Genomic DNA, 24262 nt, shown 5'->3' on the forward strand with positions numbered 1-24262 from the left:
AGAGATTCCGATGAGCCGTTCCGCGCACCCCGCCGGACCCCGCCACGCCGACGTCATGCCCGAGGGGCACTACTCGCCGCCCGCCGCCGACCTCAATGCGCTGGACGAGAAGGTCTGGGCCCGGACCGTCCAGCGGACCGCGGACGGCGTCGTGACCGTCGGCGGCATGGAAGTGACGCGGCTGGCCGAGGAGTTCGGGACCCCCGCCTACTTCCTGGACGAGGAGGACTTCCGCGCGCGGTGCCGCGCCTGGGCCCATGCCTTCGGCAAGGACGCCGACGTCTTCTACGCCGGGAAGGCGTTCCTCTCCAAGGCCGTCGTGAAGTGGCTGAAGGAAGAAGGGCTGAATCTCGACGTCTGCTCCGGCGGGGAACTGACCACCGCCCTCGCCGCCGGGATGCCCGCCGCGCGGATCGCCTTCCACGGCAACAACAAGTCCGAGGCGGAGATCAGGCGGGCCATCGGAGCCGGCGTCGGGCGCATCGTCCTCGACTCCTTCCAGGAGATCGCCCGCGTCGCGCACATCGCCCGTGAGCTGGGCGTACGCCAGCCGGTCCAGATCCGTGTCACCGTCGGCGTCGAGGCCCACACGCACGAGTTCATCGCCACCGCCCACGAGGACCAGAAGTTCGGCATCGCCGTGGCCGACGGGGCCGCCGCCGAGGCCGTACGCCGCGTACTGGGGCACGACTCGCTCGAGCTGCTCGGCATCCACTCCCACATCGGCTCGCAGATCTTCGACATGGCCGGCTTCGAGGTCTCGGCGAAGCGGGTCGTGCAGCTGCTGGCCGCCGTGCGTGACGAGCACGGGGTGCAACTGCCCGAGATCGACCTCGGCGGCGGCCTCGGCATCGCCTACACCTCCGACGACGACCCGAGCGAGCCGCACGACATCGCCAAGGCCCTCACCGAGATCGTCGCCAGGGAGTGCGAGGCCGCGGGCCTCACGGCGCCCCGCATCTCCGTCGAGCCGGGGCGCGCCATCGTCGGCCCGACCGCCTTCACGCTCTACGAGGTCGGCACCATCAAGCGGCTCGAAGGGCTCCGTACCTACGTGAGCGTCGACGGAGGGATGTCCGACAACATCCGCACCGCCCTCTACGACGCGGAGTACTCCATCGCGCTCGTCTCCCGCGTCTCCGAGGCCGAGCCCATGCTCGTCCGCGTCGTCGGCAAGCACTGCGAGAGCGGTGACATCGTGGTGAAGGACGCCTACCTGCCGGCCGACCTCGCCCCCGGCGACCTCCTCGCCGTGCCGGCCACCGGCGCGTACTGCCGCTCCATGGCCAGCAACTACAACCACGCGCTGCGCCCGCCGGTCGTCGCCGTGCGCGACGGCCGGGCCCGCGTGATCGTCCGACGCGAGACGGAGGAAGATCTCCTGCGCCTCGACCTCGGGTGAGGCCCATATTTCTGGGTGAGCCCCCAGACCCCCCAAAATAGGCGTCTCACTCAATGGACCGAGGATGGAAACCGCTGTCCATTGAGTGAGACTTGTTCCCACCCGGCGCGCAAACCGCGCGCGGGGTACTGATGGAAGATCGAAAGGCGTAGGTCGAATGATGCGTACGCGTCCGCTGAAGGTGGCGCTGCTGGGCTGTGGAGTGGTCGGCTCAGAGGTGGCGCGCATCATGACGACGCACGCCGACGACCTCACGCAGAGGATCGGCGCGCCCGTCGAACTCGCCGGTGTGGCCGTACGCCGGCCCTCCAAGGTGCGCGAGGGCATCGACCCCGCGCTCATCACCACCGATGCGACCGCCCTCCTCAAACGCGGCGACATCGACGTGGTCATCGAGGTCATCGGTGGCATCGAGCCCGCTCGTACGCTCATCACCACCGCCTTCGAGAACGGCGCCTCCGTGGTGTCGGCGAACAAGGCGCTGCTCGCCCAGGACGGCGCCGCCCTGCACGCCGCGGCCGAGCAGCACGGACTCGACCTCTACTACGAGGCGGCCGTCGCCGGGGCCATCCCGCTCGTCCGCCCGCTGCGCGAGTCCCTGGCCGGCGACAAGATCAACCGGGTCATGGGCATCGTCAACGGCACGACGAACTTCATCCTGGACAAGATGGACTCCACCGGCGCCGGGTACCAGGAGGCGCTCGACGAGGCCACCGCCCTCGGGTACGCCGAGGCCGACCCCACCGCCGACGTCGAGGGCTACGACGCCGCCGCCAAGGCCGCGATCCTGGCGGGCATCGCCTTCCACACCCGGGTCCGCCTGGACGACGTCTACCGCGAGGGCATGACCGAGGTCAGCGCCTCCGACTTCGCCTCCGCCAAGCGCATGGGCTGCACCATCAAGCTCCTCGCGATCCTGGAGCGGGCGGCGGACGGCCAGTCGGTGACGGCGCGCGTCCATCCCGCGATGATCCCGCTCACCCACCCGCTCGCCTCCGTCCGCGAGGCGTACAACGCCGTCTTCGTCGAGGCGGAGGCCGCCGGGCGGCTCATGTTCTACGGGCCCGGCGCGGGCGGTTCGCCGACCGCCTCGGCGGTCCTGGGCGACCTCGTCGCCGTCTGCCGCAACAAGCTCGCCGAGGCAACGGGGCCGGGCGAGTCGGCGTACACCCAGCTGCCGGTCAGCACCATGGGGGAGGTCGTCACCCGGTACCACATCAGTCTCGATGTGGCCGACAAGCCGGGCGTCCTCGCCCAGGTGGCGACCACCTTCGCGGAGCACGGTGTCTCCATCGACACCGTCCGCCAGCAGGGAAAGGACGGCGAGGCCTCCCTCGTCGTCGTCACTCACCGCGCACCCGACGCCGCCCTCTCCGGGACCGTCGAGGCGCTGCGGAAGCTGGACACCGTCCGCGGTGTCGCCAGCATCATGCGTGTTGAAGGGGAGTAAGGACCCATGAGCAGCAATCGCACCCACCAGTGGCGCGGAATCATCGAGGAGTACCGGGACCGCCTGCCGGTCACGGACACCACTCCCGTGGTCACGCTCCGCGAGGGCGGCACTCCCCTCGTCCCCGCGCAGGTGCTCTCCGAGCGCACCGGTTGCGAGGTGCACCTCAAGGTCGAGGGGGCCAACCCCACCGGGTCCTTCAAGGACCGCGGCATGACCATGGCGATCACCCGGGCGAAGGAGGAGGGCGCGAAGGCCGTCATCTGCGCCTCCACCGGCAACACCTCGGCCTCCGCGGCCGCCTACGCGGTGCGCGCCGGGATGGTCTGCGCCGTTCTGGTGCCCCGCGGCAAGATCGCGCTGGGCAAGATGGGACAGGCCCTCGTGCACGGGGCCAAGATCCTTCAGGTGGACGGCAATTTCGACGACTGCCTCGACCTCGCCCGCGCGCTGTCCGACAACTACCCGGTGGCGCTGGTCAATTCGGTCAACCCGGTGCGCATCGAGGGGCAGAAGACGGCCGCCTTCGAGATCGTGGACGCCCTCGGTGACGCGCCGGACATCCACGTGCTGCCCGTCGGCAACGCCGGCAACATCACCGCGTACTGGAAGGGCTTCAAGGAGTACAAGGCCGACGGCCTGGCCTCCCGTACGCCCCGCGTGTGGGGTTTCCAGGCCTCCGGCTCCGCGCCCATCGTGCGCGGCGAGGTCGTCAAGGAGCCGCACACCATCGCCACCGCGATCCGGATCGGCAATCCCGCCTCGTGGGACTACGCGCTGGCCGCCCGCGACGAGTCGGGCGGTTTCATCGACGAGGTGACGGACCGCCAGATCCTGGCCGCCTACCGGCTGTTGGCCGCTCAGGAAGGCGTCTTCGTGGAGCCCGCCTCGGCCGCCTCCGTGGCCGGTCTGCTGAAGGCCGCCGAACTGGGACTGGTCGACCCCGGCCAGAAGATCGTCTGCACCGTCACCGGCAACGGCCTCAAGGACCCCGACTGGGCGGTCGCCGGCGCTCCGCAGCCGATCACCATTCCGGTGGACGCCGAAGCGGCCGCGGTCCGCCTCGGCCTGATCTGACGCACACCGTGTCCGCCGGGTTCCGGAGCACTCCAGAACCCGGCAACTCACCCCGTACGACGACAAAGGTGCCGGCCGGGCCCGCGACACGCATCGTGCGCCTCCTGTGCGCCCTATGTCGCGAGAGAACCTTCCTTCGATAGGCTGTACTTACATCCGTCACCGCGCATATGACCGCGGTGCTGCCCAGAGGGCCTTCGGGTGTCGTACGTTGCCCCGTACGTCGTACGTTTCCCAGTACATTCGCAGCGAGCCAGCGAAGATCTCGCACAGTCACAAGGAGTGTCATCGGACGATGGCCGGTCCCGCGTTCCGCGCCGCCGCCGTACGGGTGCGCGTCCCCGCCAGCAGTGCCAACCTCGGCCCGGGCTTCGACTCCCTCGGCCTGGCCCTGGGGCTCTACGACGACGTCGTCGTCCGGGTGGCCGACTCCGGCCTGGACATCGACATCGCTGGTGAGGGAGCCGACACCCTCCCGCGGGACGAGAGCCACCTGCTCGTACGCTCCATGCGCACCGCCTTCGACCTGCTGGGCGGCCAGCCGCGCGGCCTGGAGGTCGTCTGCGCCAACCGCATCCCGCACGGGCGCGGCCTCGGCTCCTCCTCCGCCGCCATCTGCGCCGGCATCGTCGCCGCCCGCGCCGTGACGATAGGCGCGGAGGCCAGGCTCGACGACGCGGCGCTGCTGGAGCTCGCCACCGAGATCGAGGGCCACCCCGACAACGTCGCCGCCTGTCTGCTCGGCGGCTTCACCCTGGCGTGGATGGACGGGGGCAGCGCCAAGGCGATCCGGATGGAGCCCGCCGATTCCATCGTTCCGGTGGTGTTCGTCCCCTCCAAGCCGGTCCTGACCGAGACCGCGCGCGGCCTGCTGCCGCGCACCGTCCCGCACGTGGACGCGGCGGTCAACGCGGGCCGCGCGGCCCTGCTCGTGGAGGCCCTGACCAGGCGTCCCGAGCTCCTGCTGCCGGCCACCGAAGACCGCCTCCACCAGGAGTACCGGTCCCCCGCGATGCCCGAAAGCGTGGCACTCGTGGGCCGACTGCGGGCGGACGGCATCCCCGCGGTCATCTCCGGCGCGGGCCCCACGGTCCTCGCGCTGGTCGACAACGGCGCGGCGGACAAGGTCGCGCGGCTCGCGGGCGAGGGATGGGCCGCCAATCGGCTCGCGCTCGACGCCGCGGGCGCGAGCGTCCTTCCCCTGGGAAGCCAGGGCGGGCCGGGCGTGTAGCAGCAGGACGCGGCGTCGAAGACGCGGCCGGTCAGGGGCGGGCGGTCAGGGCAGGCCGTCCGCACCGGCAGGGCGTGATTGCCGGTCATGGAGAGGGGGAATGTCTGTTGGATCCGGTAGTGTTAGTCTCAAGTGCGCATCCGAAGCCGCCATGGCTCGGTGCTCAGTGTCCCCATTCGGGACCACCTTTCTTCCGGGAGCCTCCCCGACTGCTTTGATCACTTCCAGCAGTTTCGAGCACGCTCCGGAATCGGCGTGACATTCCCACGCTTCCAGCTCGGGGGCTTCTCGCCGGACCACCCATGCACATGCACTTGCACGTTTCTCTCCGCCGTATCTCTACCGGCGGACCACCGCCCCGGCACGGTCCATCAATCCAGGACCGTTGCCGGACAGCACAACCGGTCGCCGAGCCAGACAGGCCGACGTCCGCTCCAGGGAAGGACCCTTCGTGAGCGACACCACCGATCTGATGGGCGCTGCCGACACCAATGTCGACGCCAGTGCCCCCGCCGCGGGCGCCGCGACCAAGCGGCGCCGTACCGGCACGGGCCTTGAGGGCATGGTCCTGGCCGAGCTGCAGCAGGTCGCGTCGGGCCTCGGCATCAGGGGCACCGCGCGGATGCGCAAGAGCCAGCTGATCGAGGTCATCAAGGAGACGCAGGCGGGTGGCGGCAGCGCCCCCAAGGCCGCGTCCTCCGCCGCCGCCGGCGCGGCCGACACCGCCGAGGCCAAGCCGAAGCGACGCGCCACCAGCAAGGCCCGCACGGGCGAGGCCGCCGTAGAGGCGCCCGCCGACAAGCCGGCCACGCAGGCGCAGATCGAGATCCCGGGCCAGCCGGCCAGCGACGACGCCCCGGTCGGCGAGCGCCGCCGCCGTCGGGCCACCGCGCCCTCCGGCAGCCCCGAGGGCTCCGCCCCCGCCGCGGTCCAGGTCGAGCAGAAGACCGAGACCGTCAAGGCCGAGGCCCCCGCCGCGCAGCCCGAGGCCAAGGTGGAGGCCGCCACCGCGGTCTCCGGCCAGCCGCAGGGCCAGGACGCCGAAGGCCGTGGCCGTCGCGATCGCCGAGACCGGGGAGCCGACCGCGGGGACCGCGGTGACCGTGCCGAGCGCGGCGACCGCCAGCGCGACCGCCGCGACCGTGGCGTCAAGGCCGACGACCAGGGCCAGGGCGGCCAGGCTCAGGGCCAGGCCGTGCAGGGTGGCCAGGGCGGCCAGGGCGGCCAGGGTGGCGGCCGTCAGGACCGCGCCGACCGTCAGGACCGTCAGGGCGGCCGCGGCCAGGGCCAGGGCGGCCAGGGTCAGCAGGGCCGTCAGGACCGCCAGGACAGCGGCCCGCAGGACGACTTCGACGACGAGGGCGGCCGCCGTGGCCGCCGAGGCCGCTACCGCGACCGCCGTGGCCGCCGCGGCCGTGACGAGTTCGCCCCGAGCGAGCCGCAGGTCGCCGACGACGACGTCCTGATCCCCGTCGCGGGCATCCTCGACATCCTCGACAACTACGCCTTCATCCGGACCTCGGGCTACCTGCCCGGCCCCAACGACGTGTACGTCTCCCTCGCCCAGGTCCGCAAGGCCGGTCTGCGCAAGGGCGACCACACCACCGGTGCCGTGCGCCAGCCCAAGGACGGCGAGCGCCGCGAGAAGTTCAACGCCCTGGTGCGTCTGGACTCGGTGAACGGCATGGCGCCCGAATCGGGCCGCGGACGCCCGGAGTTCCAGAAGCTCACCCCGCTGTACCCGCAGGACCGGCTCCGTCTGGAGACCGACCCGGGCGTGCTGACCACCCGCATCATCGACCTCGTGTCGCCGATCGGAAAGGGTCAGCGAGGCCTGATCGTGGCCCCGCCGAAGACCGGTAAGACCATGGTCATGCAGGCGATCGCCAACGCGATCACGACCAACAACCCCGAGTGCCACCTGATGGTCGTCCTGGTCGACGAGCGTCCGGAAGAGGTCACCGACATGCAGCGGTCGGTCAAGGGCGAGGTCATCTCCTCGACCTTCGACCGTCCGGCCGAGGACCACACCACCGTCGCGGAGCTGGCCATCGAGCGCGCCAAGCGCCTCGTGGAGCTGGGTCACGACGTGGTCGTCCTGCTGGACTCCATCACCCGTCTGGGCCGCGCGTACAACCTCGCGGCGCCCGCCTCCGGCCGCATCCTGTCCGGTGGTGTCGACTCGACCGCGCTGTACCCGCCGAAGCGCTTCTTCGGTGCGGCGCGCAACATCGAGGACGGCGGCTCGCTGACCATCCTGGCCACCGCGCTGGTCGACACCGGCTCGCGCATGGACGAGGTGATCTTCGAGGAGTTCAAGGGCACCGGCAACATGGAGCTCAAGCTCGACCGGAAGCTCGCCGACAAGCGCATCTTCCCGGCCGTCGACGTCGACCCGTCCGGCACCCGCAAGGAGGAGATCCTCCTCAACGCGGAGGAGCTCGCCATCGTCTGGAAGCTGCGCCGGGTGCTGCACGCGCTCGACTCGCAGCAGGCGATCGAGCTGCTGCTGGACAAGATGAAGCAGACCAAGTCGAACGCCGAGTTCCTGATGCAGATCGCGAAGACGACCCCGTCGGGCAAGAACGACGACTGACGTCCCGCGCGTACGCCGCATCCGCCCCCGCCGCACCCGCGGCGGGGGCGGCCGCGTTCTGCGCCGAAGGCGCCGCCGCCGGGTCCGCGGCTGCGGCGTACGGGACGGCGACCGTACGGGACGGCGACCGTACGGGATCCATCGGGGCGCGGTGCGACCTTCGACACACTCCCGCTCCGCGCGAAGCCCCGTACGCCGACCCGCGCCCCCCGAGGAAACCGCAGGTGGAAGCGGTGGCACCCGCCGTAAGCCGCCGCGGCCGCGCGAGCGGGCGGCGGTCCGGCGGCCGCGCGGGCCGTGGAACCCTGGAGCGCGTCCGGCCGTCTGTGTCAGCGACCGGAGGGCCGAAAAACGGGGCGGAAAGCCGCCCGCAGCGGACCGGGGACCGGGAGACGAACCGGAACGGAAGCCGGCTCGGACCCAGGACTGAGGAGAGCATGAGCCAGGACAGCAGCGGCCGCGGCCGGCGTGCCGCAGGCGGCCGCCGACGCAAGACGCCGAAGCGCCGCAAGGCCCTGACCATCGCGGCGTGGAGCGCCGCCGGGGTGGTCCTGCTGGGCGGGGCGGGCCTCGGCTACTTCTACGTCAAGTTCAACGGCAACCTGAAGACCGTCGACATCGACCAGGCCCTGGGCACCGACCGGCCGCAGGACGTCGACAACGGCTCCATGGACATCCTCGTCCTCGGCTCGGACTCCCGCGGCGGCGCCAACGCCGAGTACGGCCAGGACGACGGCGGCTCCGCCCGCTCCGACACCGCGATGGTCATCCACCTGTACGAGGGCCACGAGAAGGCCAGCGTCGTATCGATCCCGCGCGACACCATGGTGGCCCGGCCCGCCTGCACCCTCGCGAACGGCAAGACCGACGCGGGCGGCCCGCGCAAGCAGTTCAACGAGTCGTTCACCATCGGCGGCGCCGCCTGCGCGGTCAAGACCGTCGAGAAGATGTCGGGGATCCGCATGGACCACTACATCGAGGTCGACTTCGCCGGTTTCAAGAAGATCATCGACAACCTCGGCGGTGTCGAGGTGACCACCACCAAGCCGATCAAGGACGCGGACAGCCACCTCGATCTCGCTCAGGGCACCAACAAGCTCAACGGAGAACAGGCCCTCGGCCTCGTCCGGACCCGCAAGAGCGTCGGCGACGGCGGCGACCTGGGCCGAATACAGCTCCAGCAGGCCTTCATCAAGGCGCTGATCAAGCAGGTCAAGGGCATCGGTGTCTTCGACAACCCGAAGCGGCTGCTCAACCTCGCCGACTCCGGGACCAAGGCGCTCACCACCGACAAGGCACTCGGCGACGTGAAGTCCCTCATGGGCTTCGCCCAGGGCCTGCAGAGCATCGACGCCCAGGACATGCACATGATCACCTTGCCGGTGACGGTGGACCCGCGCGACCGCGACCGCGTCGCCCCGCTGACCCAGGAGTCCAAGATGGTCTGGGACGCCCTCCTGGCGGACCAGCCCATCCCCGCCGAGGCCACCGCGAAATCGATGGGCGACAAGAGCTCCGCCGGCGACATCGTCCGCTAGCCCCGCCCCCGGCTTCCGGCCGGCCCGGCTCCCTCTCCGCACCCCCGCGGAATAGACGTACACCCCTCCCCGTTGAGGGAGGCGTCCTCAGAATTTTGACAGGCAGCCCGGTCCTGGCAGACTGGTCTGTCGGCCCCGGTTCACGCAGCGCGCAATTCGGCTCCTGCGACCCGGCGCCCTCCCGATCTAGGAGACACCTTGAAGAGCGAGATCCACCCCCAGTACGTCGAGACCCAGGTCAGCTGCACCTGTGGCGCGTCGTTCACCACCCGTAGCACCCTGACCGAGGGCAGCATCCGCGCCGAGGTCTGCTCCGAGTGCCACCCGTTCTACACGGGCAAGCAGAAGATCCTCGACACCGGTGGCCGCGTGGCCCGCTTCGAGGCCCGCTTCGGCAAGGGTGCGGCCAAGAAGTAGCGCGACCCGGGCGCCGGTCCCCGGCCGCTCCCTGTCCACGCGGGGGCGGCCGGACCGGCGCCTTTGTCGTCGTCTCGCCACGTCACCCAATTCGTACTTTCACCACAGGAGCCCCCGATGTTCGAGGCGGTCGAGGAACTGATCGGCGAGCACGCCGATCTTGAGAAGAGGCTCGCCGACCCTTCGGTCCACTCGGATCAGGCCAACGCGCGCAAGCTGAACAAGCGCTACGCGGAACTGACTCCGATCGTCGCCACCTTCCGAGCGTGGAAGCAGACGTCCGAGGACATCGAGACGGCCAAGGAGTACGCGGCCGTCGACCCCGACTTCGCGGCCGAGGTCAAGGAGCTGACGGCGCAGCGCGAGGAGCTCACCGAGAAGCTCCGCCTGCTGCTCGTCCCGCGCGACCCCAGCGACGACAAGGACGTGCTCCTTGAGGTCAAGGCGGGCGCGGGCGGCGACGAGTCGGCGCTCTTCGCCGGCGACCTGCTGCGCATGTACCTGCGCTACGCCGAGCGCGTGGGCTGGAAGACCGAGATCATCGACGCCACCGAGTCCGAGCTCGGCGGCTACAAGGACGTCCAGGTCTCCGTCCGCACCAAGGGCGGCAACGGCGCCACCGAGCCCGGCCAGGGCGTGTGGGCCCGCCTGAAGTACGAGGGCGGCGTGCACCGCGTCCAGCGCGTTCCGGCCACCGAGTCCCAGGGCCGCATCCACACCTCCGCCGCCGGCGTGCTCGTCACCCCGGAAGCCGAGGAGGTCGAGGTCGAGATCAACATGAACGACCTCCGCATCGACGTCTACCGCTCCTCCGGCCCCGGCGGCCAGTCCGTCAACACCACCGACTCGGCCGTGCGCATCACGCACCTGCCGACCGGCGTGGTCGCCTCCTGCCAGAACGAGAAGAGCCAGCTCCAGAACAAGGAGCAGGCCATGCGCATCCTGCGCTCGCGCCTGCTGGCGGCAGCGCAGGAGGCCGCCGAGCAGGAGGCCTCCGACGTGCGCCGCAGCCAGGTGCGCTCCGTGGACCGCTCCGAGAAGATCCGTACGTACAACTACCCCGAAAACCGGATCTCGGACCACCGCACCGGCTTCAAGGCGTACAACTTGGACCAGGTGCTCGACGGCGACCTCGACGCGGTCATCCAGGCCTGCGTCGACACGGATTCCGCCGCCAAGCTCGCCGCCGCGCACTGACCCGCCCCGCACCACCCCCCCGTACGACAGCAGCCCGGAGGACCAGCGTGAACTTGCTGCTTGCCGAGGTGGCCCAGGCCACTCAGCGGCTGGCCGCCGCCGGCGTGCCCTCACCGCGCTTCGACGCGGAGGAGCTCGCGGCCTTCGTGCACGGCGTCAAGCGGGGGGAACTGCACCAGGTCAAGGACGTCGACTTCGACGCCCGCTACTGGGAGGCCGTCGCCCGCCGCGAGGCCCGCGAGCCGCTCCAGCACATCACCGGCCGCGCCTTCTTCCGGTACCTGGAGCTCCAGGTCGGCCCCGGGGTCTTCGTCCCCCGGCCCGAGACCGAATCGGTCGTGGACTGGGCCATACACGCGGTCCGGGCGATGGACGTCGTCGAGCCGCTGATCGTGGACCTGTGCAGCGGATCCGGCGCCATCGCGCTGGCCATGGCGCAGGAGGTGCCGCGCTCGCGCGTGCACGCGGTCGAGCTCTCCGAGGACGCCCTGCGGTGGACCCGTAAGAACGCCGAGGGCTCCCGGGTCAGCGTCCACCAGGGCGACGCGCTGCACGCCCTTCCGGAGCTCGACGGCCAGGTCGACCTGGTGATCTCCAATCCCCCGTACATCCCGCTCACCGAGTGGGAGTACGTGGCCCCCGAGGCCCGGGACCACGACCCGCAGATGGCGCTCTTCTCCGGCGAGGACGGTCTCGACACCATCCGCGGCATCGAGCGCACCGCCCACCGGCTGCTGCGGCCCGGCGGCATCGTCGTCATCGAGCACGCCGACACCCAGGGCGGCCAGGTGCCGTGGATCTTCGCCGAGGAGCGGGGCTGGGCCGACGCGGCCGACCACCCGGACCTCAACAACCGCCCGCGCTTCGCGACCGCCCGCAAGGCGCTGCCGTGACCGGCGCGACGACGACCGCTACCACCCTGCTGCACGAGGAGGCTCGCTGATGGCCCGGCGATACGACTGCAACGACGCGACGGACCGCAAGACGGGCCTGCGTGAAGCCGCATCCGCCGTGCGCCGCGGCGAGCTCGTCGTGCTGCCCACCGACACCCTGTACGGGATCGGCGCGGACGCCTTCAGCCCCGAGGCCGTGCACGACCTGCTCGCCGCCAAGGGCCGGGGCCGCGGTATGCCCACGCCCGTGCTCATCGGCTCCCCGAACACCCTGCACGGCCTGGTCACGGACTTCTCCGAGCAGGCGTGGGAGCTCGTCGACGCCTTCTGGCCCGGCGCGCTGACCCTCGTCGCCAAGCACCAGCCTTCGCTGGCCTGGGACCTGGGCGACACCCACGGCACCGTGGCCGTACGGATGCCCCTGCACCCCGTCGCGATCGAGCTGCTGACCGAGGTCGGCCCGATGGCCGTGTCCTCGGCCAACCTGACCGGGCAGCCGGCGCCCGAGGACTGCGACGCGGCGCGCGAGATGCTCGGGGACTCCGTGTCGGTGTACCTGGACGGCGGGCCGACGCCCGGAATCCAGCCGTCCTCGATCGTCGACGTCACCGGGAAGGTCCCCGTCCTGCTGCGCGAGGGCGCGCTGACCGCGGACCAGCTGCGGGAGGTCGTACCCGACCTTGAGGTCGCCCCGTGAGCCCTGAGGGGCGTGGCATAGCAACGGGGCACCTCCCAGCGGTGGCTGGGGGAGGCGCCTTCCGCATACTCCACGTCAGCACCGGCAACGTGTGCCGCTCCCCGATCACGGAGCGGCTGACGCGCCACGCCCTCTCGCACCGCCTGGGCGGGCTCGTCACCGGGGACCTCATCGTGGAGAGCGCCGGCACGTGGGGGCACGAGGGCGCTCCGATGGAGGCGAACGCGGCCGCGGTGCTGGCGGACTTCGGCGCCGACGCGAGCGGGTTCACCGGGCGTGAGCTGCTGGACGAGCACGTCATCCGGGCCGACCTGGTGCTGACGGCCACCCGTGACCACCGGGCCCAGGTCATCTCCATGGGCCACTCGGCCGGTCTGCGCACCTTCACGCTGAAGGAGTTCACCCGGCTGGTCCGGGCCATAGATCCGGCCACGCTGCCGCCGCTGGACGACGGCATGGCGGAGCGCGCCCGCTCCCTGGTCCGGGCCGCAGCCGCGCTGCGGGGCTGGCTGCTGGCCCCGTCGCCGGACGCGGACGAGGTGTACGACCCGTACGGGGCGCCGATCACCTTCTTCCGCTCGATCGGCGACGAGATCAACCAGGCGCTGGACCCGGTGGTCACCGCCCTGACGGGCGTCACCGCTTCCCGCTGACCCGCCGCGCCGCCGCCGTACGGGCCGCCGCGCCGCCGCGTGCTCCGAACCGCGCGCGCCATGCCCCGTACAGCCCTCTGCCCCGCGGCTTCGCCGCGCCGCCGCCGCGGCTGAAAACCGCTCCCCGCGGGCAGCCCGCCGAGCGGGCGCCGGGGCCCCGGCCGGAATATGGTGGGGCGTACCCGGTCCCCCCACCGCGCGGGAGTCCCCACATGAGCGTCATCACGCAGCCCTCGGACGTCCTGCGCCGGCAGGATCCCCAGCTGGCCGACATCCTCGCGGGCGAGCGGGAGCGGCAGGCCGCCACACTGCAGCTGATCGCCGCCGAGAACTTCACCTCACCGGCCGTGCTGGCCGTGCTCGCGTCCCCGCTCGCCAACAAGTACGCCGAGGGGTACCCCGGCGCCCGCTACCACGGCGGATGCGAGTACGCGGACCAGGCCGAGCGCATCGCCGTCGAGCGCGCCACCCGGCTGTTCGGGGCCGAACACGCCAATGTGCAGCCGCATTCGGGCTCCTCCGCCGTGCTGGCCGCGTACGCCGCGCTGCTGCGGCCGGGGGACACCGTCCTGGCGATGGGACTCCCGTACGGCGGGCACCTCACCCACGGGTCCCCCGCCAACTTCTCCGGGCGGTGGTTCGACTTCATCGGCTACGGCGTGGACGCGGAGAGCGGGCTCATCGACTACGAGCAGGTGCAGCAGCTCGCGCGCACGAACCGGCCGAAAGCCATCGTCTGCGGGTCCATCTCCTACCCCCGCCACCCCGAGTACTCGGCCTTCCGCGAGATCGCGGACGAGGTCGGCGCCTATCTCATCGTCGACGCCGCGCATCCGATCGGACTGGTCGCCGGCGGGGCCGCGCCCAGCCCCGTCCCGTACGCGGACATCGTCTGCGCCACCACGCACAAGGTGCTGCGGGGGCCGCGCGGCGGGATGATCCTGTGCGGCGCCGAATTCGCCGAGCGGATCGACCGGGCGGTGTTCCCCTTCACGCAGGGCGGCGCCCAGATGCACACCATCGCCGCCAAGGCCGTGGCCTTCGGGGAGGCCGCTGCCCCCGCCTTCACCACTTACGCCCACCGGGTCGTCTCCAATGCCCGGACCCTGGCCGACGCCCTGGAAGCCCACGGCTTCCTCGTCACCACCGGCGGCACCGACACCCATCTCGTCACCGCCGACCCGGCCCCGCTGGGGATCGACGGGCCGACGGCGCGCGGCCGGCTCGCCGCCGCCGGGATCGTGCTCGACACCTGCGCCCTCCCGCACGGGGACCAGCGCGGCATCCGGCTCGGGACGGCGGCCGTGACCACGCAGGGCATGGGCCGGCCGGAAATGCTCCGGATCGCCTCGCTGTTCACCGCCGCACTGCACGGGGAAGCGGCGGAAACCCGTGCGGAGGTCAACGAGCTGACGCGCGGATTTCCCCCGTACGGGGAGTAAGCGGGACAAGAAGGGCGTACCGCAACCGGGATGCGCCCCCCTCGCGTCCTCGGGGGAGGGAACATCGCAGCTAATGTGTGGGGCTGAGATGGCCGGCGATACATCTGGGGCAGCCCGTGCGTGAATATCTGCTGACGCTTTGCGTCACGGTCGCGGTGACCTACCTGCTGACCGGGCCCGTGCGGAAGTTCGCGATCGCGGCCGGGGCCATGCCGGAGATCCGCGCCCGGGACGTCCACCGCGAGCCCACTCCACGGCTCGGCGGCATCGCCATGTTCGGCGGACTGTGCGCCGGCCTGCTGGTCGCCGACCACCTGCAGAACCTCAACGGCGTCTTCGAGCTCTCCAACGAACCGCGGGCGCTGCTCTCCGGTGCGGCGCTCATCTGGCTGATCGGCGTCCTCGACGACAAGTTCGAGCTGGACGCCCTGATCAAGCTCGGCGCGCAGATGATCTCCGCCGGTGTGATGGTCATGCAAGGTCTGACCATCCTGTGGATCCCGGTCCCGGGCGTCGGCACCGTCGCGCTCACCCAGTGGCAGGGGAACCTGCTCACCGTGGCCCTCGTCGTCATCACCATCAACGCGGTGAACTTCGTGGACGGCCTCGACGGCCTCGCCGCCGGCATGGTCTGCATCGCCGCCGCGGCGTTCTTCCTGTACGGGTACCGGATCTGGTTCGGCTACGGCATTGAGGCGGCGGCGCCCGCGACGCTCTTCGCCGCGATCCTGATGGGCATGTGCCTGGGCTTCCTGCCGCACAACATGCATCCGGCCCGCATCTTCATGGGCGACTCTGGCTCGATGCTCATCGGTCTGGTGCTGGCCGCCGCCGCGATCTCCATCACCGGGCAGGTGGACCCGGACGCGATGGCGCTCTTCGCGGGCGGCGAGCGCAACGCGACCCACGCGATGCTGCCCGTCTTCATCCCCCTGCTGCTGCCGCTGACGATCATCGCGATTCCGATGGCGGACCTGATCCTCGCCATCGTGCGGCGTACGTGGAAGGGGCAGTCGCCCTTCGCGGCTGACCGCGGGCACCTGCACCACCGGCTGCTGGAGCTCGGGCACTCGCACAGCCGAGCCGTCCTGATCATGTACTTCTGGTCGGGGCTGATCGCCTTCGGGGCGGTGGCGTACTCGGTTCACTCCGCCTCGATGTGGATCGTGCTGGCCATCGCCGCGCTGAGTGCGGTGGGCCTGGTCCTGCTGCTCCTGCCGCGCTTCACCCCCCGCGCCCCGCGGTGGGCGGAGCGTCTGGTGCCGCCGCGCTACCGGCACGCCGAGCGGGCCGCCGCGGCGGCGGCCGAGGCGGCCGCGCGGGAGGCCCCGGCCGTGGAGCCCGAGCCGGCGAGGCCGATCGTGGCGGGTGTCTCGGGAGTCAACGGGGCGACAGCGGTGGGCCCCCGTTCGCGCTTCCCCGACCGGCGTAAGGCCGGCTCCGCGCGCTGACCCGCGGAGCGCATGTCCGACAAAGAGGCCCTTTACCAGACAAGACGGCCAGTTGTCGTGCACACACGCGCAGGGTCCCTCTCATGTGTGACAGTCAGCACATCCGGCAGGTAAAGCTCTCATCAAATAGTTTGTGATACCGTTCACTAAACCCGGCGACAGAGCCGAAGGACCGTAGTGCGACGGTCCATCGGCCCGAGGATCCCACTCGGACCGGGCTTTACGCTCGTCCCGTACGAGTCCCGTGCCCCCACCACCACGCGGAGCAAACCGCCATGCGGTCAGATGACGTCCGATCCCTCCTGCAAGCCGCCGTACCCACCGCTGCCGCCGGCGCTGTCGCCGCTGTGGTCAGTGCGTTGGTCGTCGGCGGCAAGGGTGCGATCGGTGCCGTCGTCGCGACCCTGGTGGTGATTCTCTTCATGGGCATCGGATTCGTCGTTCTGCAGCGCACGGCGAAATCTCTCCCGCATCTCTTCCAGGCCATGGGTCTCATGCTCTACACGACCCAGATCCTGCTGCTCTTCGTCTTTGTCGCCGTCTTCAAGAACACCACCCTGTTCCATCCCAAGGCGTTCGCGATCACGCTTGTGGCCACCACCCTCGTGTGGATCGGCGCGCAGACTCGTGCTCACATGAAGGCCAAGATTCTTTACGTCGAACCGGACTCGATGAAGGGCGACAAGCCCGGTAATCCAGGGCCGAAGTCGTGAAGGGTAGGGCCGGGATAAGTGGGCGTTCGAGATCCTGCTATCGTCCGGTGCCAACTGCGGCACTGCGGGCGCGGGCATCTGAGCTGACGCCTGTTCCATCGCGAGGCTCGATGCCTGATAGCCGCCCCACCATCCGTTACACCAGTCCAGTGCCGAACCGCGGCTGTGCGCCGCGCCGACACAACGAGGTTGCCGTACCTATGCGCCACGCTGAAGGAGCCCTGCGGTGAGTGCTGCTGACATGACGCTCGCCTTCGATATCAACTGTCATTTCGAAGACGGCACTGGCTGCGGCTTCCCGGGCCCGACCCTGTACTCGTTCCTGTTCAAGCCGATCTTCGGTGACGCGGACAGCAACCTGTACTTCAACAAGACGATGCTGCTGGCCCTCCTGGGCTCGGTCATCATCGTCGGCTTCTTCTGGGCCGCGTTCCGGAAGCCGAAGGTCGTCCCGGGCAAGCTGCAGATGATCGCCGAGGCCGGCTACGACTTCGTGCGCCGCGGCATCGTCTACGAGACGCTGGGCAAGAAGGAGGGCGAGAAGTACGTCCCCTTCATGGTCGCGACGTTCTTCTTCGTCTGGATCATGAACCTGTGGTCGATCGTGCCGCTCGCCCAGTTCCCGGTGACCGCCGTCATCGCGTACCCGGCGGGCCTGGCCCTGGTCGTCTACGTGATGTGGATGTCGGTGACCTTCAAGCGCCACGGCTTCGTGGGCGGCTTCAAGAACATCACGGGCTACGACAAGACCCTCGGCCCGGTTCTGCCGATGGTCATGGTGATCGAGTTCTTCTCGAACGTCATCGTCCGCCCCTTCACCCACGCGGTCCGACTGTTCGCGAACATGTTCGCCGGTCACACCCTGCTGCTGCTGTTCACCATCGCCAGCTGGTACCTGCTGAACGGGATCGGCATCGCCTACGCCGGTGTCTCGTTCGTCATGGTGATCGTGATGACCGCGTTCGAGCTCTTCATCCAGGCTGTTCAGGCTTACGTCTTCGTGCTCCTGGCCTGCAGCTTCCTGCAGGGCGCGCTCGCCGAGCACCACTGAGCAAGCCCGCTCCAGCAATCCCCCAGTCGTCCGGTGGCCAACCCCCACCGGTCCGTGAAAGAGAAGGAAGAACTGGCATGTCCCAGACCCTTGCTGCCGTCACCGGTTCCCTCAGCTCCGTTGGCTACGGCCTCGCGGCGATCGGCCCCGGCGTCGGCGTCGGCATCATCTTCGGTAACGGCACCCAGGCGCTCGCCCGTCAGCCCGAAGCTGCCGGTCTGATCCGCGCCAACCAGATCCTCGGCTTCGCCTTCTGTGAGGCGCTCGCCCTCATCGGTCTGGTCATGCCGTTCGTCTACAGCTGACGAACACCACGACTAGTCCGTATCGACGAAAGGCACTGATGTGAACCTCCTGGTTCTCGCGGCCGAGGAGCCTCAGAATCCCCTCGTCCCGCCGATCCCCGAGCTCGTCATCGGTCTGATCGCCTTCGTCATCGTCCTCGGTTTCCTCGCGAAGAAGCTCCTCCCGAACATCAACAAGGTTCTGGACGAGCGCCGCGAGGCCATCGAAGGCGGTATCGAAAAGGCAGAAGCCGCTCAGACCGAGGCTCAGAGCGTGCTGGAGCAGTACAAGGCCCAGCTCGCCGAGGCCCGGCACGAGGCCGCGCGCCTGCGCCAGGAGGCGCTGGAGCAGGGCACCGCGCTCAAGGAAGAACTGCGCGCAGAGGGCCAGCGGCAGCGTGAGGAGATCATCGCTGCCGGCCACGCCCAGATCGCGGCAGACCGCAAGGCCGCCGCTCAGGCGCTGCGTCAGGACGTGGGCAAGCTCGCCACCGACCTGGCCGGAAAGCTCGTCGGCGAGTCCCTTGAGGACCACGCCCGGCAGAGCCGCACCATCGACCGTTTCCTCAGCGAGCTTGAGGAGAAGGCTGCTTCGAGTGGGGCTGCCCGATGAACGGAGCGAGCCGCGAGGCGCTGGCCTCCGCGCGTGAGCGTCTCGACGCGCTGACGGACAACACGTCCGTCGACGCGACGAAGCTCGCCGGTGAGCTGGCTGCCGTCACCGCGCTGCTCGACCGTGAGGTCTCGCTGCGTCGGGTCCTCACGGACCCGGCGCAGCCCGGCGAGGCCAAGGCCGAGCTCGCCGCCCGGCTGCTCGGCGGCCAGGTCGGCGGGGAGACCCTCGACCTGGTGTCCGGCATGGTCCGGTCGCGCTGGTCGCAGTCCCGTGACCTGGTGGACGCGCTGGAGGAGCTGGCGGCAACCGCCGACCTCACGGCGGCCCAGCAGAGCGGCGCACTGGACAACGTCGAGGACGAGGTGTTCCGGTTCGGCCGGATCGTCTCCTCCAGCACGGAGCTGCGCGCCGCGCTGACCGACCGTACGGCCACCTCCTCCGCCAAGAGCGAGCTGCTGCGCAGCCTGCTCGGCGGAAAGGCGAACGCCGTCACGGAGCGCCTGGTCATCCGTCTCGTGACCCAGCCGCGTGGACGTAGCCTGGAAGCGGGACTCGAATCCCTTTCCAAGCTCGCCGCCGAGCGCCGCAACCGCATGGTCGCCACCGTGACCACCGCGGTTCCGCTCAGCGACGTGCAGCGGCAGCGTCTCGGCGCGGTCCTGGCCAAGCTTTACGGCCGCCAGATGCACCTGAACCTCGACGTGGACCCCACGGTCCTCGGCGGGATCGTGGTGCGGGTCGGCGACGAGGTCATCGACGGCACCATCGCGGACCGCCTCGCCGAGGCGTCCCGCCGCATGGCCGGCTGACCAGCAACACCACCAACAGAACCAAAGCATTCCTAGCGGCCCGGTTGGGCCGTGCAGAACTTGCAGAAGATTCCTGGGGGTCGCCCCCAGACCCCTATGAAGCTTCAGGCCCAACAAGGAGAGCAGGGAACCCAGATGGCGGAGCTCACGATCCGGCCGGAGGAGATCCGGGACGCACTGGAGAACTTCGTCCAGTCGTACCAGCCGGACGCGGCCTCGCGCGAGGAGGTCGGAACGGTCAGCGTTGCCGGCGACGGCATCGCGAAGGTGGAGGGCCTGCCCTCCGCCATGGCGAGCGAGCTGCTGAAGTTCGAGGACGGCACCCTCGGTCTCGCCCTCAACCTTGAGGAGCGCGAGATCGGTGCGATCGTCCTCGGCGAGTTCAGCGGTATCGAGGAGGGCCAGCCGGTGCAGCGCACCGGTGAGGTTCTCTCCGTAGGTGTCGGCGAGGGCTACCTCGGCCGTGTTGTCGACCCGCTCGGCAACCCGATCGACGGCCTCGGCGAGATCGCGACCGAGGGCCGCCGCGCCCTCGAACTGCAGGCCCCGGGCGTCATGGTCCGCAAGTCGGTGCACGAGCCCATGCAGACCGGCTACAAGGCCGTCGACGCGATGGTGCCGATCGGCCGCGGCCAGCGTCAGCTGATCATCGGTGACCGTCAGACGGGCAAGACCGCTCTGGCCGTCGACACGATCATCAACCAGCGCGACAACTGGCGCTCCGGCGACGTGAACAAGCAGGTCCGCTGCATCTACGTCGCCATCGGCCAGAAGGGCTCGACCATCGCGTCCGTTCGCGGCGCCCTGGAAGAGGCCGGCGCGCTGGAGTACACGACGATCGTCGCCGCCCCGGCGTCCGACCCGGCCGGCTTCAAGTACCTGGCGCCGTACACCGGTTCCGCCATCGGCCAGCACTGGATGTACGCCGGCAAGCACGTCCTGATCATCTTCGACGACCTGTCGAAGCAGGCCGACGCCTACCGCGCCGTGTCGCTGCTGCTGCGCCGCCCGCCGGGCCGTGAGGCCTACCCGGGTGACGTCTTCTACCTGCACTCGCGTCTGCTGGAGCGCTGCGCCAAGCTCTCCGACGAGATGGGCGCCGGTTCGATGACCGGTCTGCCGATCGTCGAGACCAAGGCGAACGACGTGTCGGCGTTCATCCCGACCAACGTCATCTCCATCACCGACGGCCAGTGCTTCCTGGAGTCCGACCTGTTCAACGCGGGCCAGCGCCCGGCGCTGAACGTCGGTATCTCGGTCTCCCGCGTCGGTGGCTCCGCCCAGCACAAGGCCATGAAGCAGGTTTCCGGCCGTCTGCGCGTGGACCTCGCCCAGTACCGCGAGCTGGAGGCGTTCGCCGCCTTCGGTTCCGACCTGGACGCCGCGTCGAAGGCCTCGCTGGAGCGCGGCAAGCGCATGGTCGAGCTGCTCAAGCAGGGCCAGTACCAGCCGATGCCCGTCGAGGAGCAGGTCGTCTCCGTCTGGGCCGGTACCACCGGCAAGATGGACGACGTCCCGGTCGCCGACATCCGTCGCTTCGAGTCGGAGCTGCTGGAGCACCTGCGCCGCGAGCGCAAGGACCTCCTCACCTCCATCGCCGAGGGCGGCAAGATGTCGGACGACACTTTGACGTCGATCGCGGACGCCATCGCCGCCTTCAAGCAGCAGTTCGAGACCTCGGACGGCAAGCTCCTGGGCGAGGACGCGCCTGCCGTCAACGTCTCCAAGTGACGACGGAAGGGACCTGACTCATGGGAGCGCAGCTCCGGGTCTACAAGCGTCGCATCCGTGCCGTCACGGCGACCAAGAAGATCACCAAGGCGATGGAGATGATCGCCGCCTCGCGCATCGTCAAGGCGCAGCGCAAGGTGGCGGCATCGATGCCGTACGCGACCGAGCTCACCCGTGCGGTGACCGCGGTGGCGACCGGCTCCAACACCAAGCACGCCCTGACCACCGAGGTCGAGACGCCGACCCGTGCCGCGGTCCTGCTCATCACGAGCGACCGCGGTCTGGCCGGCGGCTACTCCTCGAACGCCATCAAGCAGGCGGAGCGGCTCTCCGAGCGGCTCCGTGCTGAGGGCAAGGAGGTCGACGCCTACATCGTCGGCCGCAAGGGTGTCGCCTACTACGGCTTCCGCGAGCGCAAGGTCGCGGAGTCGTGGACGGGCTTCACCGACAGCCCGGCCTACGCCGACGCCAAGCGCGTCGCGGCGCCCCTGATCGAGGCCATCCAGACGGACACGGCCGAGGGCGGCGTCGACGAGCTGCACATCGTCTACACGGAATTCGTGTCGATGATGACGCAGAACGCGGTGGACGGCCGGATGCTGCCCCTCAGCCTCACGGAGACATCTGCTGGGGCTGCGGAGGAGAGCGGTGCGAAGGGCGAGATCCTTCCGCTGTTCGACTTCGAGCCGTCGGCGGAGGACGTCCTCGACGCCCTTCTGCCGCGCTACGTCGAGAGCCGCATCTACAACGCACTGCTGCAGTCGGCCGCTTCCGAGCACGCCGCCCGCCGCCGCGCGATGAAGTCGGCGACCGACAACGCCGGGGATCTCATCAAGAGCCTCTCCCGGCTTGCCAACGCGGCCCGCCAGGCCGAAATCACCCAGGAAATCAGCGAGATCGTCGGTGGCGCCAGCGCCATGGCCGACGCGACCGCGGGGAGTGACAAGTAATGACGACCACTGTTGAGACGGCCGCCGCCACGGGCCGCGTCGCCCGGGTCATCGGCCCGGTCGTCGACGTGGAGTTCCCCGTCGACGCGATGCCCGAGATCTACAACGCCCTCAAGGTCCAGGTCGCCGACCCGGCCGAGGACGGCAAGCTCAAGACGCTGACCCTGGAAGTCGCCCAGCACCTGGGTGAGGGCCTGGTCCGCACCATTTCGATGCAGCCCACCGACGGCCTGGTCCGCCAGGCCGCGGTGATCGACACCGGCGAGGGCATCACCGTCCCCGTCGGTGACTTCACCAAGGGCAAGGTGTTCAACACCCTGGGCGAGGTGCTCAACTACCCGGAGGCCAACTCCGAGGTGACCGAGCGCTGGCCGATCCACCGCAAGGCCCCGCGCTTCGACGAGCTTGAGTCGAAGACCGAGATGTTCGAGACCGGCGTCAAGGTCATCGACCTTCTCACCCCGTACGTCAAGGGTGGAAAGATCGGTCTGTTCGGTGGTGCCGGTGTCGGCAAGACCGTTCTGATCCAGGAAATGATCTACCGCGTCGCCAACAACCACGACGGTGTGTCGGTGTTCGCGGGCGTCGGTGAGCGTACCCGTGAGGGCAACGACCTCATCGAGGAGATGGGCGACTCCGGCGTCATCGACAAGACGGCGCTCGTCTTCGGCCAGATGGACGAGCCCCCGGGCACCCGTCTGCGCGTCGCGCTGGCCGGTCTGACCATGGCGGAGTACTTCCGCGATGTGCAGAAGCAGGACGTGCTCTTCTTCATCGACAACATCTTCCGTTACACCCAGGCCGGTTCCGAGGTGTCCACCCTGCTCGGCCGTATGCCGTCCGCGGTGGGTTACCAGCCGAACCTGGCCGACGAGATGGGTCTGCTCCAGGAGCGCATCACGTCGACCCGCGGTCACTCGATCACCTCGATGCAGGCGATCTACGTCCCCGCGGACGACCTGACCGACCCGGCGCCGGCCACCACCTTCGCCCACCTCGACGCGACGACGGTTCTCTCCCGTCCGATCTCCGAGAAGGGCATCTACCCGGCCGTGGACCCGCTGGACTCGACGTCCCGCATCCTCGACCCGCGGTACATCGCGGCGGACCACTACGCCTGCGCCATGCGTGTCAAGGGGATCCTGCAGAAGTACAAGGACCTCCAGGACATCATCGCGATCCTCGGTATCGACGAGCTGGGCGAGGAGGACAAGCTCGTTGTCCACCGTGCCCGTCGCGTCGAGCGGTTCCTGTCGCAGAACACGCACGTCGCCAAGCAGTTCACCGGCGTCGACGGTTCGGACGTTCCGCTGGAGGAGTCGATCACCGCGTTCAACGCGATCTGCGACGGTGACTACGACCACTTCCCCGAGCAGGCGTTCTTCATGTGCGGTGGCATTGAGGACCTCAAGGCCAACGCCAAGGAGCTGGGCGTCTCCTGAAGCCGCGCTCCTCGCGAGCACAGCTGATTGACGGAGAGGGGCGGGTGTGTCCCGTCCCTCTCCCCACGCCCATTAGAATTTGACCCAACACCCGGCTGACCCGCCGGGTGGTGACCCGAGGAGCCACCTTGGCTGCTGAGCTGCACGTCGAGCTGGTCGCGGCGGACCGCAATGTCTGGTCCGGCGAGGCCACCCTTGTTGTCGCCCGCACCACGTCCGGCGACATCGGCGTCATGCCCGGTCACCAGCCGCTTCTCGGTGTGCTGGAATCGGGCCCGGTGACCATCCGCACCAGCGGGGGCGACACCGTCGTCGCCGCGGTGCACGGCGGATTCATCTCGTTCGCGGACAACAAGCTGTCCTTGCTGGCCGAGATCGCCGAGCTCGCTGACGAGATTGACGTCCAGCGGGCGGAGCGGGCACTGGAGCGCGCGAAGTCGGAGGCCGACCGGGCCGCCGAGATTCGCGCCGATGTCCGGCTGCGCGCGGTGACGGGGCGCTAGGCCCCGTACCCACGAGTTTGAAACCTCAGCCGCGGTTCGTTCTGGAATTTCCAGACCGGGTCGCGGCTGAGGCGATGCAGGTCCGTTTTTCGTGCGGTACTCGATGAGCGAGGAGGTCG

General features: G+C 69.8%; 22 protein-coding genes. All 22 read left to right on the forward strand.

What is annotated here, in order from left to right:
- Nucleotides 1-10 precede the first annotated feature (10 nt).
- The 22 genes from lysA (at nt 11) to ACWDX7_RS11710 (ending at nt 24143) form a co-directional block, all read left to right on the forward strand.
- Nucleotides 11-1402: a diaminopimelate decarboxylase gene (gene lysA / locus ACWDX7_RS11605; RefSeq protein WP_451491294.1), complete on the forward strand. Its 1392-nt coding sequence runs from the start codon at nt 11-13 to the stop codon at nt 1400-1402.
- Between the two features lie 160 nt (nt 1403-1562).
- Nucleotides 1563-2852, forward strand: a complete 1290-nt coding sequence (locus tag ACWDX7_RS11610; RefSeq protein WP_451491327.1) for a homoserine dehydrogenase — start codon at nt 1563-1565, stop codon at nt 2850-2852.
- Nucleotides 2853-2858: 6 nt separating this feature from the next.
- Nucleotides 2859-3929 carry a threonine synthase gene (gene thrC, locus ACWDX7_RS11615; protein ID WP_451491293.1) on the forward strand — a complete coding sequence of 357 codons (1071 nt, stop codon included), beginning with the start codon at nt 2859-2861 and terminating at the stop codon, nt 3927-3929.
- A 295-nt stretch (nt 3930-4224) separates the two neighbouring features.
- Nucleotides 4225-5160: a homoserine kinase gene (thrB, locus tag ACWDX7_RS11620; RefSeq protein ID WP_451491292.1), complete on the forward strand. Its 936-nt coding sequence runs from the start codon at nt 4225-4227 to the stop codon at nt 5158-5160.
- Nucleotides 5161-5611: 451 nt separating this feature from the next.
- Nucleotides 5612-7756: a transcription termination factor Rho gene (gene rho, locus ACWDX7_RS11625; protein WP_451491291.1), complete on the forward strand. Its 2145-nt coding sequence runs from the start codon at nt 5612-5614 to the stop codon at nt 7754-7756.
- Between the two features lie 437 nt (nt 7757-8193).
- Entirely contained in the window at nt 8194-9294 is a 1101-nt protein-coding gene (locus ACWDX7_RS11630) for an LCP family protein (RefSeq protein ID WP_451491290.1), read from the forward strand.
- 198 nt (nt 9295-9492) lie between these two features.
- Nucleotides 9493-9711, forward strand: a complete 219-nt coding sequence (rpmE, locus tag ACWDX7_RS11635) for a 50S ribosomal protein L31 (protein ID WP_329379219.1) — start codon at nt 9493-9495, stop codon at nt 9709-9711.
- 117 nt (nt 9712-9828) lie between these two features.
- Nucleotides 9829-10908 carry a peptide chain release factor 1 gene (gene prfA, locus ACWDX7_RS11640; protein ID WP_355410640.1) on the forward strand — a complete coding sequence of 360 codons (1080 nt, stop codon included), beginning with the start codon at nt 9829-9831 and terminating at the stop codon, nt 10906-10908.
- Nucleotides 10909-10955: 47 nt separating this feature from the next.
- The gene (gene prmC / locus ACWDX7_RS11645) at nt 10956-11801 is read left to right on the forward strand and encodes a peptide chain release factor N(5)-glutamine methyltransferase (protein WP_451491289.1); all 846 of its coding nucleotides are present in this window, start codon (nt 10956-10958) and stop codon (nt 11799-11801) included.
- 49 nt (nt 11802-11850) lie between these two features.
- Complete coding sequence (locus ACWDX7_RS11650) at nt 11851-12498, forward strand: L-threonylcarbamoyladenylate synthase (protein WP_451491288.1); 648 nt, start codon at nt 11851-11853, stop codon at nt 12496-12498.
- Complete coding sequence (locus ACWDX7_RS11655; protein WP_451491287.1) at nt 12495-13151, forward strand: arsenate reductase/protein-tyrosine-phosphatase family protein; 657 nt, start codon at nt 12495-12497, stop codon at nt 13149-13151. The genes ACWDX7_RS11650 and ACWDX7_RS11655 overlap by 4 nt, the downstream gene beginning before the upstream one ends.
- A 212-nt stretch (nt 13152-13363) precedes the next feature.
- Nucleotides 13364-14593 (forward strand): serine hydroxymethyltransferase, encoded by a 1230-nt coding sequence (locus ACWDX7_RS11660; protein ID WP_451491286.1) that lies wholly within the window; start codon nt 13364-13366, stop codon nt 14591-14593.
- Nucleotides 14594-14709: 116 nt separating this feature from the next.
- Nucleotides 14710-16044, forward strand: coding sequence for an MraY family glycosyltransferase (locus ACWDX7_RS11665; protein WP_451491285.1), 1335 nt, complete (start codon nt 14710-14712; stop codon nt 16042-16044).
- Nucleotides 16045-16319: 275 nt separating this feature from the next.
- Entirely contained in the window at nt 16320-16757 is a 438-nt protein-coding gene (locus tag ACWDX7_RS11670) for a hypothetical protein (protein WP_451491284.1), read from the forward strand.
- Nucleotides 16758-16998: 241 nt separating this feature from the next.
- On the forward strand, nt 16999-17808 hold the full coding sequence (atpB, locus tag ACWDX7_RS11675) for a F0F1 ATP synthase subunit A (protein WP_451491326.1): 810 nt from the start codon (nt 16999-17001) through the stop codon (nt 17806-17808).
- 77 nt (nt 17809-17885) lie between these two features.
- On the forward strand, nt 17886-18113 hold the full coding sequence (gene atpE / locus ACWDX7_RS11680; RefSeq protein ID WP_030386954.1) for an ATP synthase F0 subunit C: 228 nt from the start codon (nt 17886-17888) through the stop codon (nt 18111-18113).
- A gap of 40 nt (nt 18114-18153) precedes the next feature.
- The gene (locus ACWDX7_RS11685) at nt 18154-18705 is read left to right on the forward strand and encodes a F0F1 ATP synthase subunit B (RefSeq protein WP_451491283.1); all 552 of its coding nucleotides are present in this window, start codon (nt 18154-18156) and stop codon (nt 18703-18705) included.
- Complete coding sequence (locus ACWDX7_RS11690; RefSeq protein ID WP_451491282.1) at nt 18702-19517, forward strand: F0F1 ATP synthase subunit delta; 816 nt, start codon at nt 18702-18704, stop codon at nt 19515-19517. Before ACWDX7_RS11685 ends, ACWDX7_RS11690 begins: the two co-directional genes overlap by 4 nt.
- A 135-nt stretch (nt 19518-19652) precedes the next feature.
- Complete coding sequence (atpA, locus tag ACWDX7_RS11695; protein ID WP_451491281.1) at nt 19653-21248, forward strand: F0F1 ATP synthase subunit alpha; 1596 nt, start codon at nt 19653-19655, stop codon at nt 21246-21248.
- Between the two features lie 20 nt (nt 21249-21268).
- Nucleotides 21269-22198, forward strand: a complete 930-nt coding sequence (locus ACWDX7_RS11700; RefSeq protein WP_451491280.1) for a F0F1 ATP synthase subunit gamma — start codon at nt 21269-21271, stop codon at nt 22196-22198.
- The gene (gene atpD, locus ACWDX7_RS11705) at nt 22198-23640 is read left to right on the forward strand and encodes a F0F1 ATP synthase subunit beta (RefSeq protein WP_451491279.1); all 1443 of its coding nucleotides are present in this window, start codon (nt 22198-22200) and stop codon (nt 23638-23640) included. The genes ACWDX7_RS11700 and atpD overlap by 1 nt, the downstream gene beginning before the upstream one ends.
- A gap of 128 nt (nt 23641-23768) precedes the next feature.
- On the forward strand, nt 23769-24143 hold the full coding sequence (locus ACWDX7_RS11710; protein ID WP_451491278.1) for a F0F1 ATP synthase subunit epsilon: 375 nt from the start codon (nt 23769-23771) through the stop codon (nt 24141-24143).
- Nucleotides 24144-24262 lie beyond the last annotated feature (119 nt).

Source organism: Streptomyces sp. NPDC003034, from assembly GCF_053591375.1.

Coding starts and splice junctions, on each gene's coding strand:
- thrC (WP_451491293.1), top strand. CDS start 2,859: ATGAGCAGCAATCGCACCCACCAGTGGCGCGGAATCATCGAGGAGTAC.
- atpB (WP_451491326.1), top strand. CDS start 16,999: ATGACGCTCGCCTTCGATATCAACTGTCATTTCGAAGACGGCACTGGC.
- ACWDX7_RS11690 (WP_451491282.1), top strand. CDS start 18,702: ATGAACGGAGCGAGCCGCGAGGCGCTGGCCTCCGCGCGTGAGCGTCTC.
- lysA (WP_451491294.1), top strand. CDS start 11: ATGAGCCGTTCCGCGCACCCCGCCGGACCCCGCCACGCCGACGTCATG.
- ACWDX7_RS11650 (WP_451491288.1), top strand. CDS start 11,851: ATGGCCCGGCGATACGACTGCAACGACGCGACGGACCGCAAGACGGGC.
- ACWDX7_RS11630 (WP_451491290.1), top strand. CDS start 8,194: ATGAGCCAGGACAGCAGCGGCCGCGGCCGGCGTGCCGCAGGCGGCCGC.
- prfA (WP_355410640.1), top strand. CDS start 9,829: ATGTTCGAGGCGGTCGAGGAACTGATCGGCGAGCACGCCGATCTTGAG.
- ACWDX7_RS11670 (WP_451491284.1), top strand. CDS start 16,320: ATGCGGTCAGATGACGTCCGATCCCTCCTGCAAGCCGCCGTACCCACC.
- ACWDX7_RS11660 (WP_451491286.1), top strand. CDS start 13,364: ATGAGCGTCATCACGCAGCCCTCGGACGTCCTGCGCCGGCAGGATCCC.
- atpA (WP_451491281.1), top strand. CDS start 19,653: ATGGCGGAGCTCACGATCCGGCCGGAGGAGATCCGGGACGCACTGGAG.
- thrB (WP_451491292.1), top strand. CDS start 4,225: ATGGCCGGTCCCGCGTTCCGCGCCGCCGCCGTACGGGTGCGCGTCCCC.
- atpD (WP_451491279.1), top strand. CDS start 22,198: ATGACGACCACTGTTGAGACGGCCGCCGCCACGGGCCGCGTCGCCCGG.
- ACWDX7_RS11700 (WP_451491280.1), top strand. CDS start 21,269: ATGGGAGCGCAGCTCCGGGTCTACAAGCGTCGCATCCGTGCCGTCACG.
- ACWDX7_RS11610 (WP_451491327.1), top strand. CDS start 1,563: ATGCGTACGCGTCCGCTGAAGGTGGCGCTGCTGGGCTGTGGAGTGGTC.
- atpE (WP_030386954.1), top strand. CDS start 17,886: ATGTCCCAGACCCTTGCTGCCGTCACCGGTTCCCTCAGCTCCGTTGGC.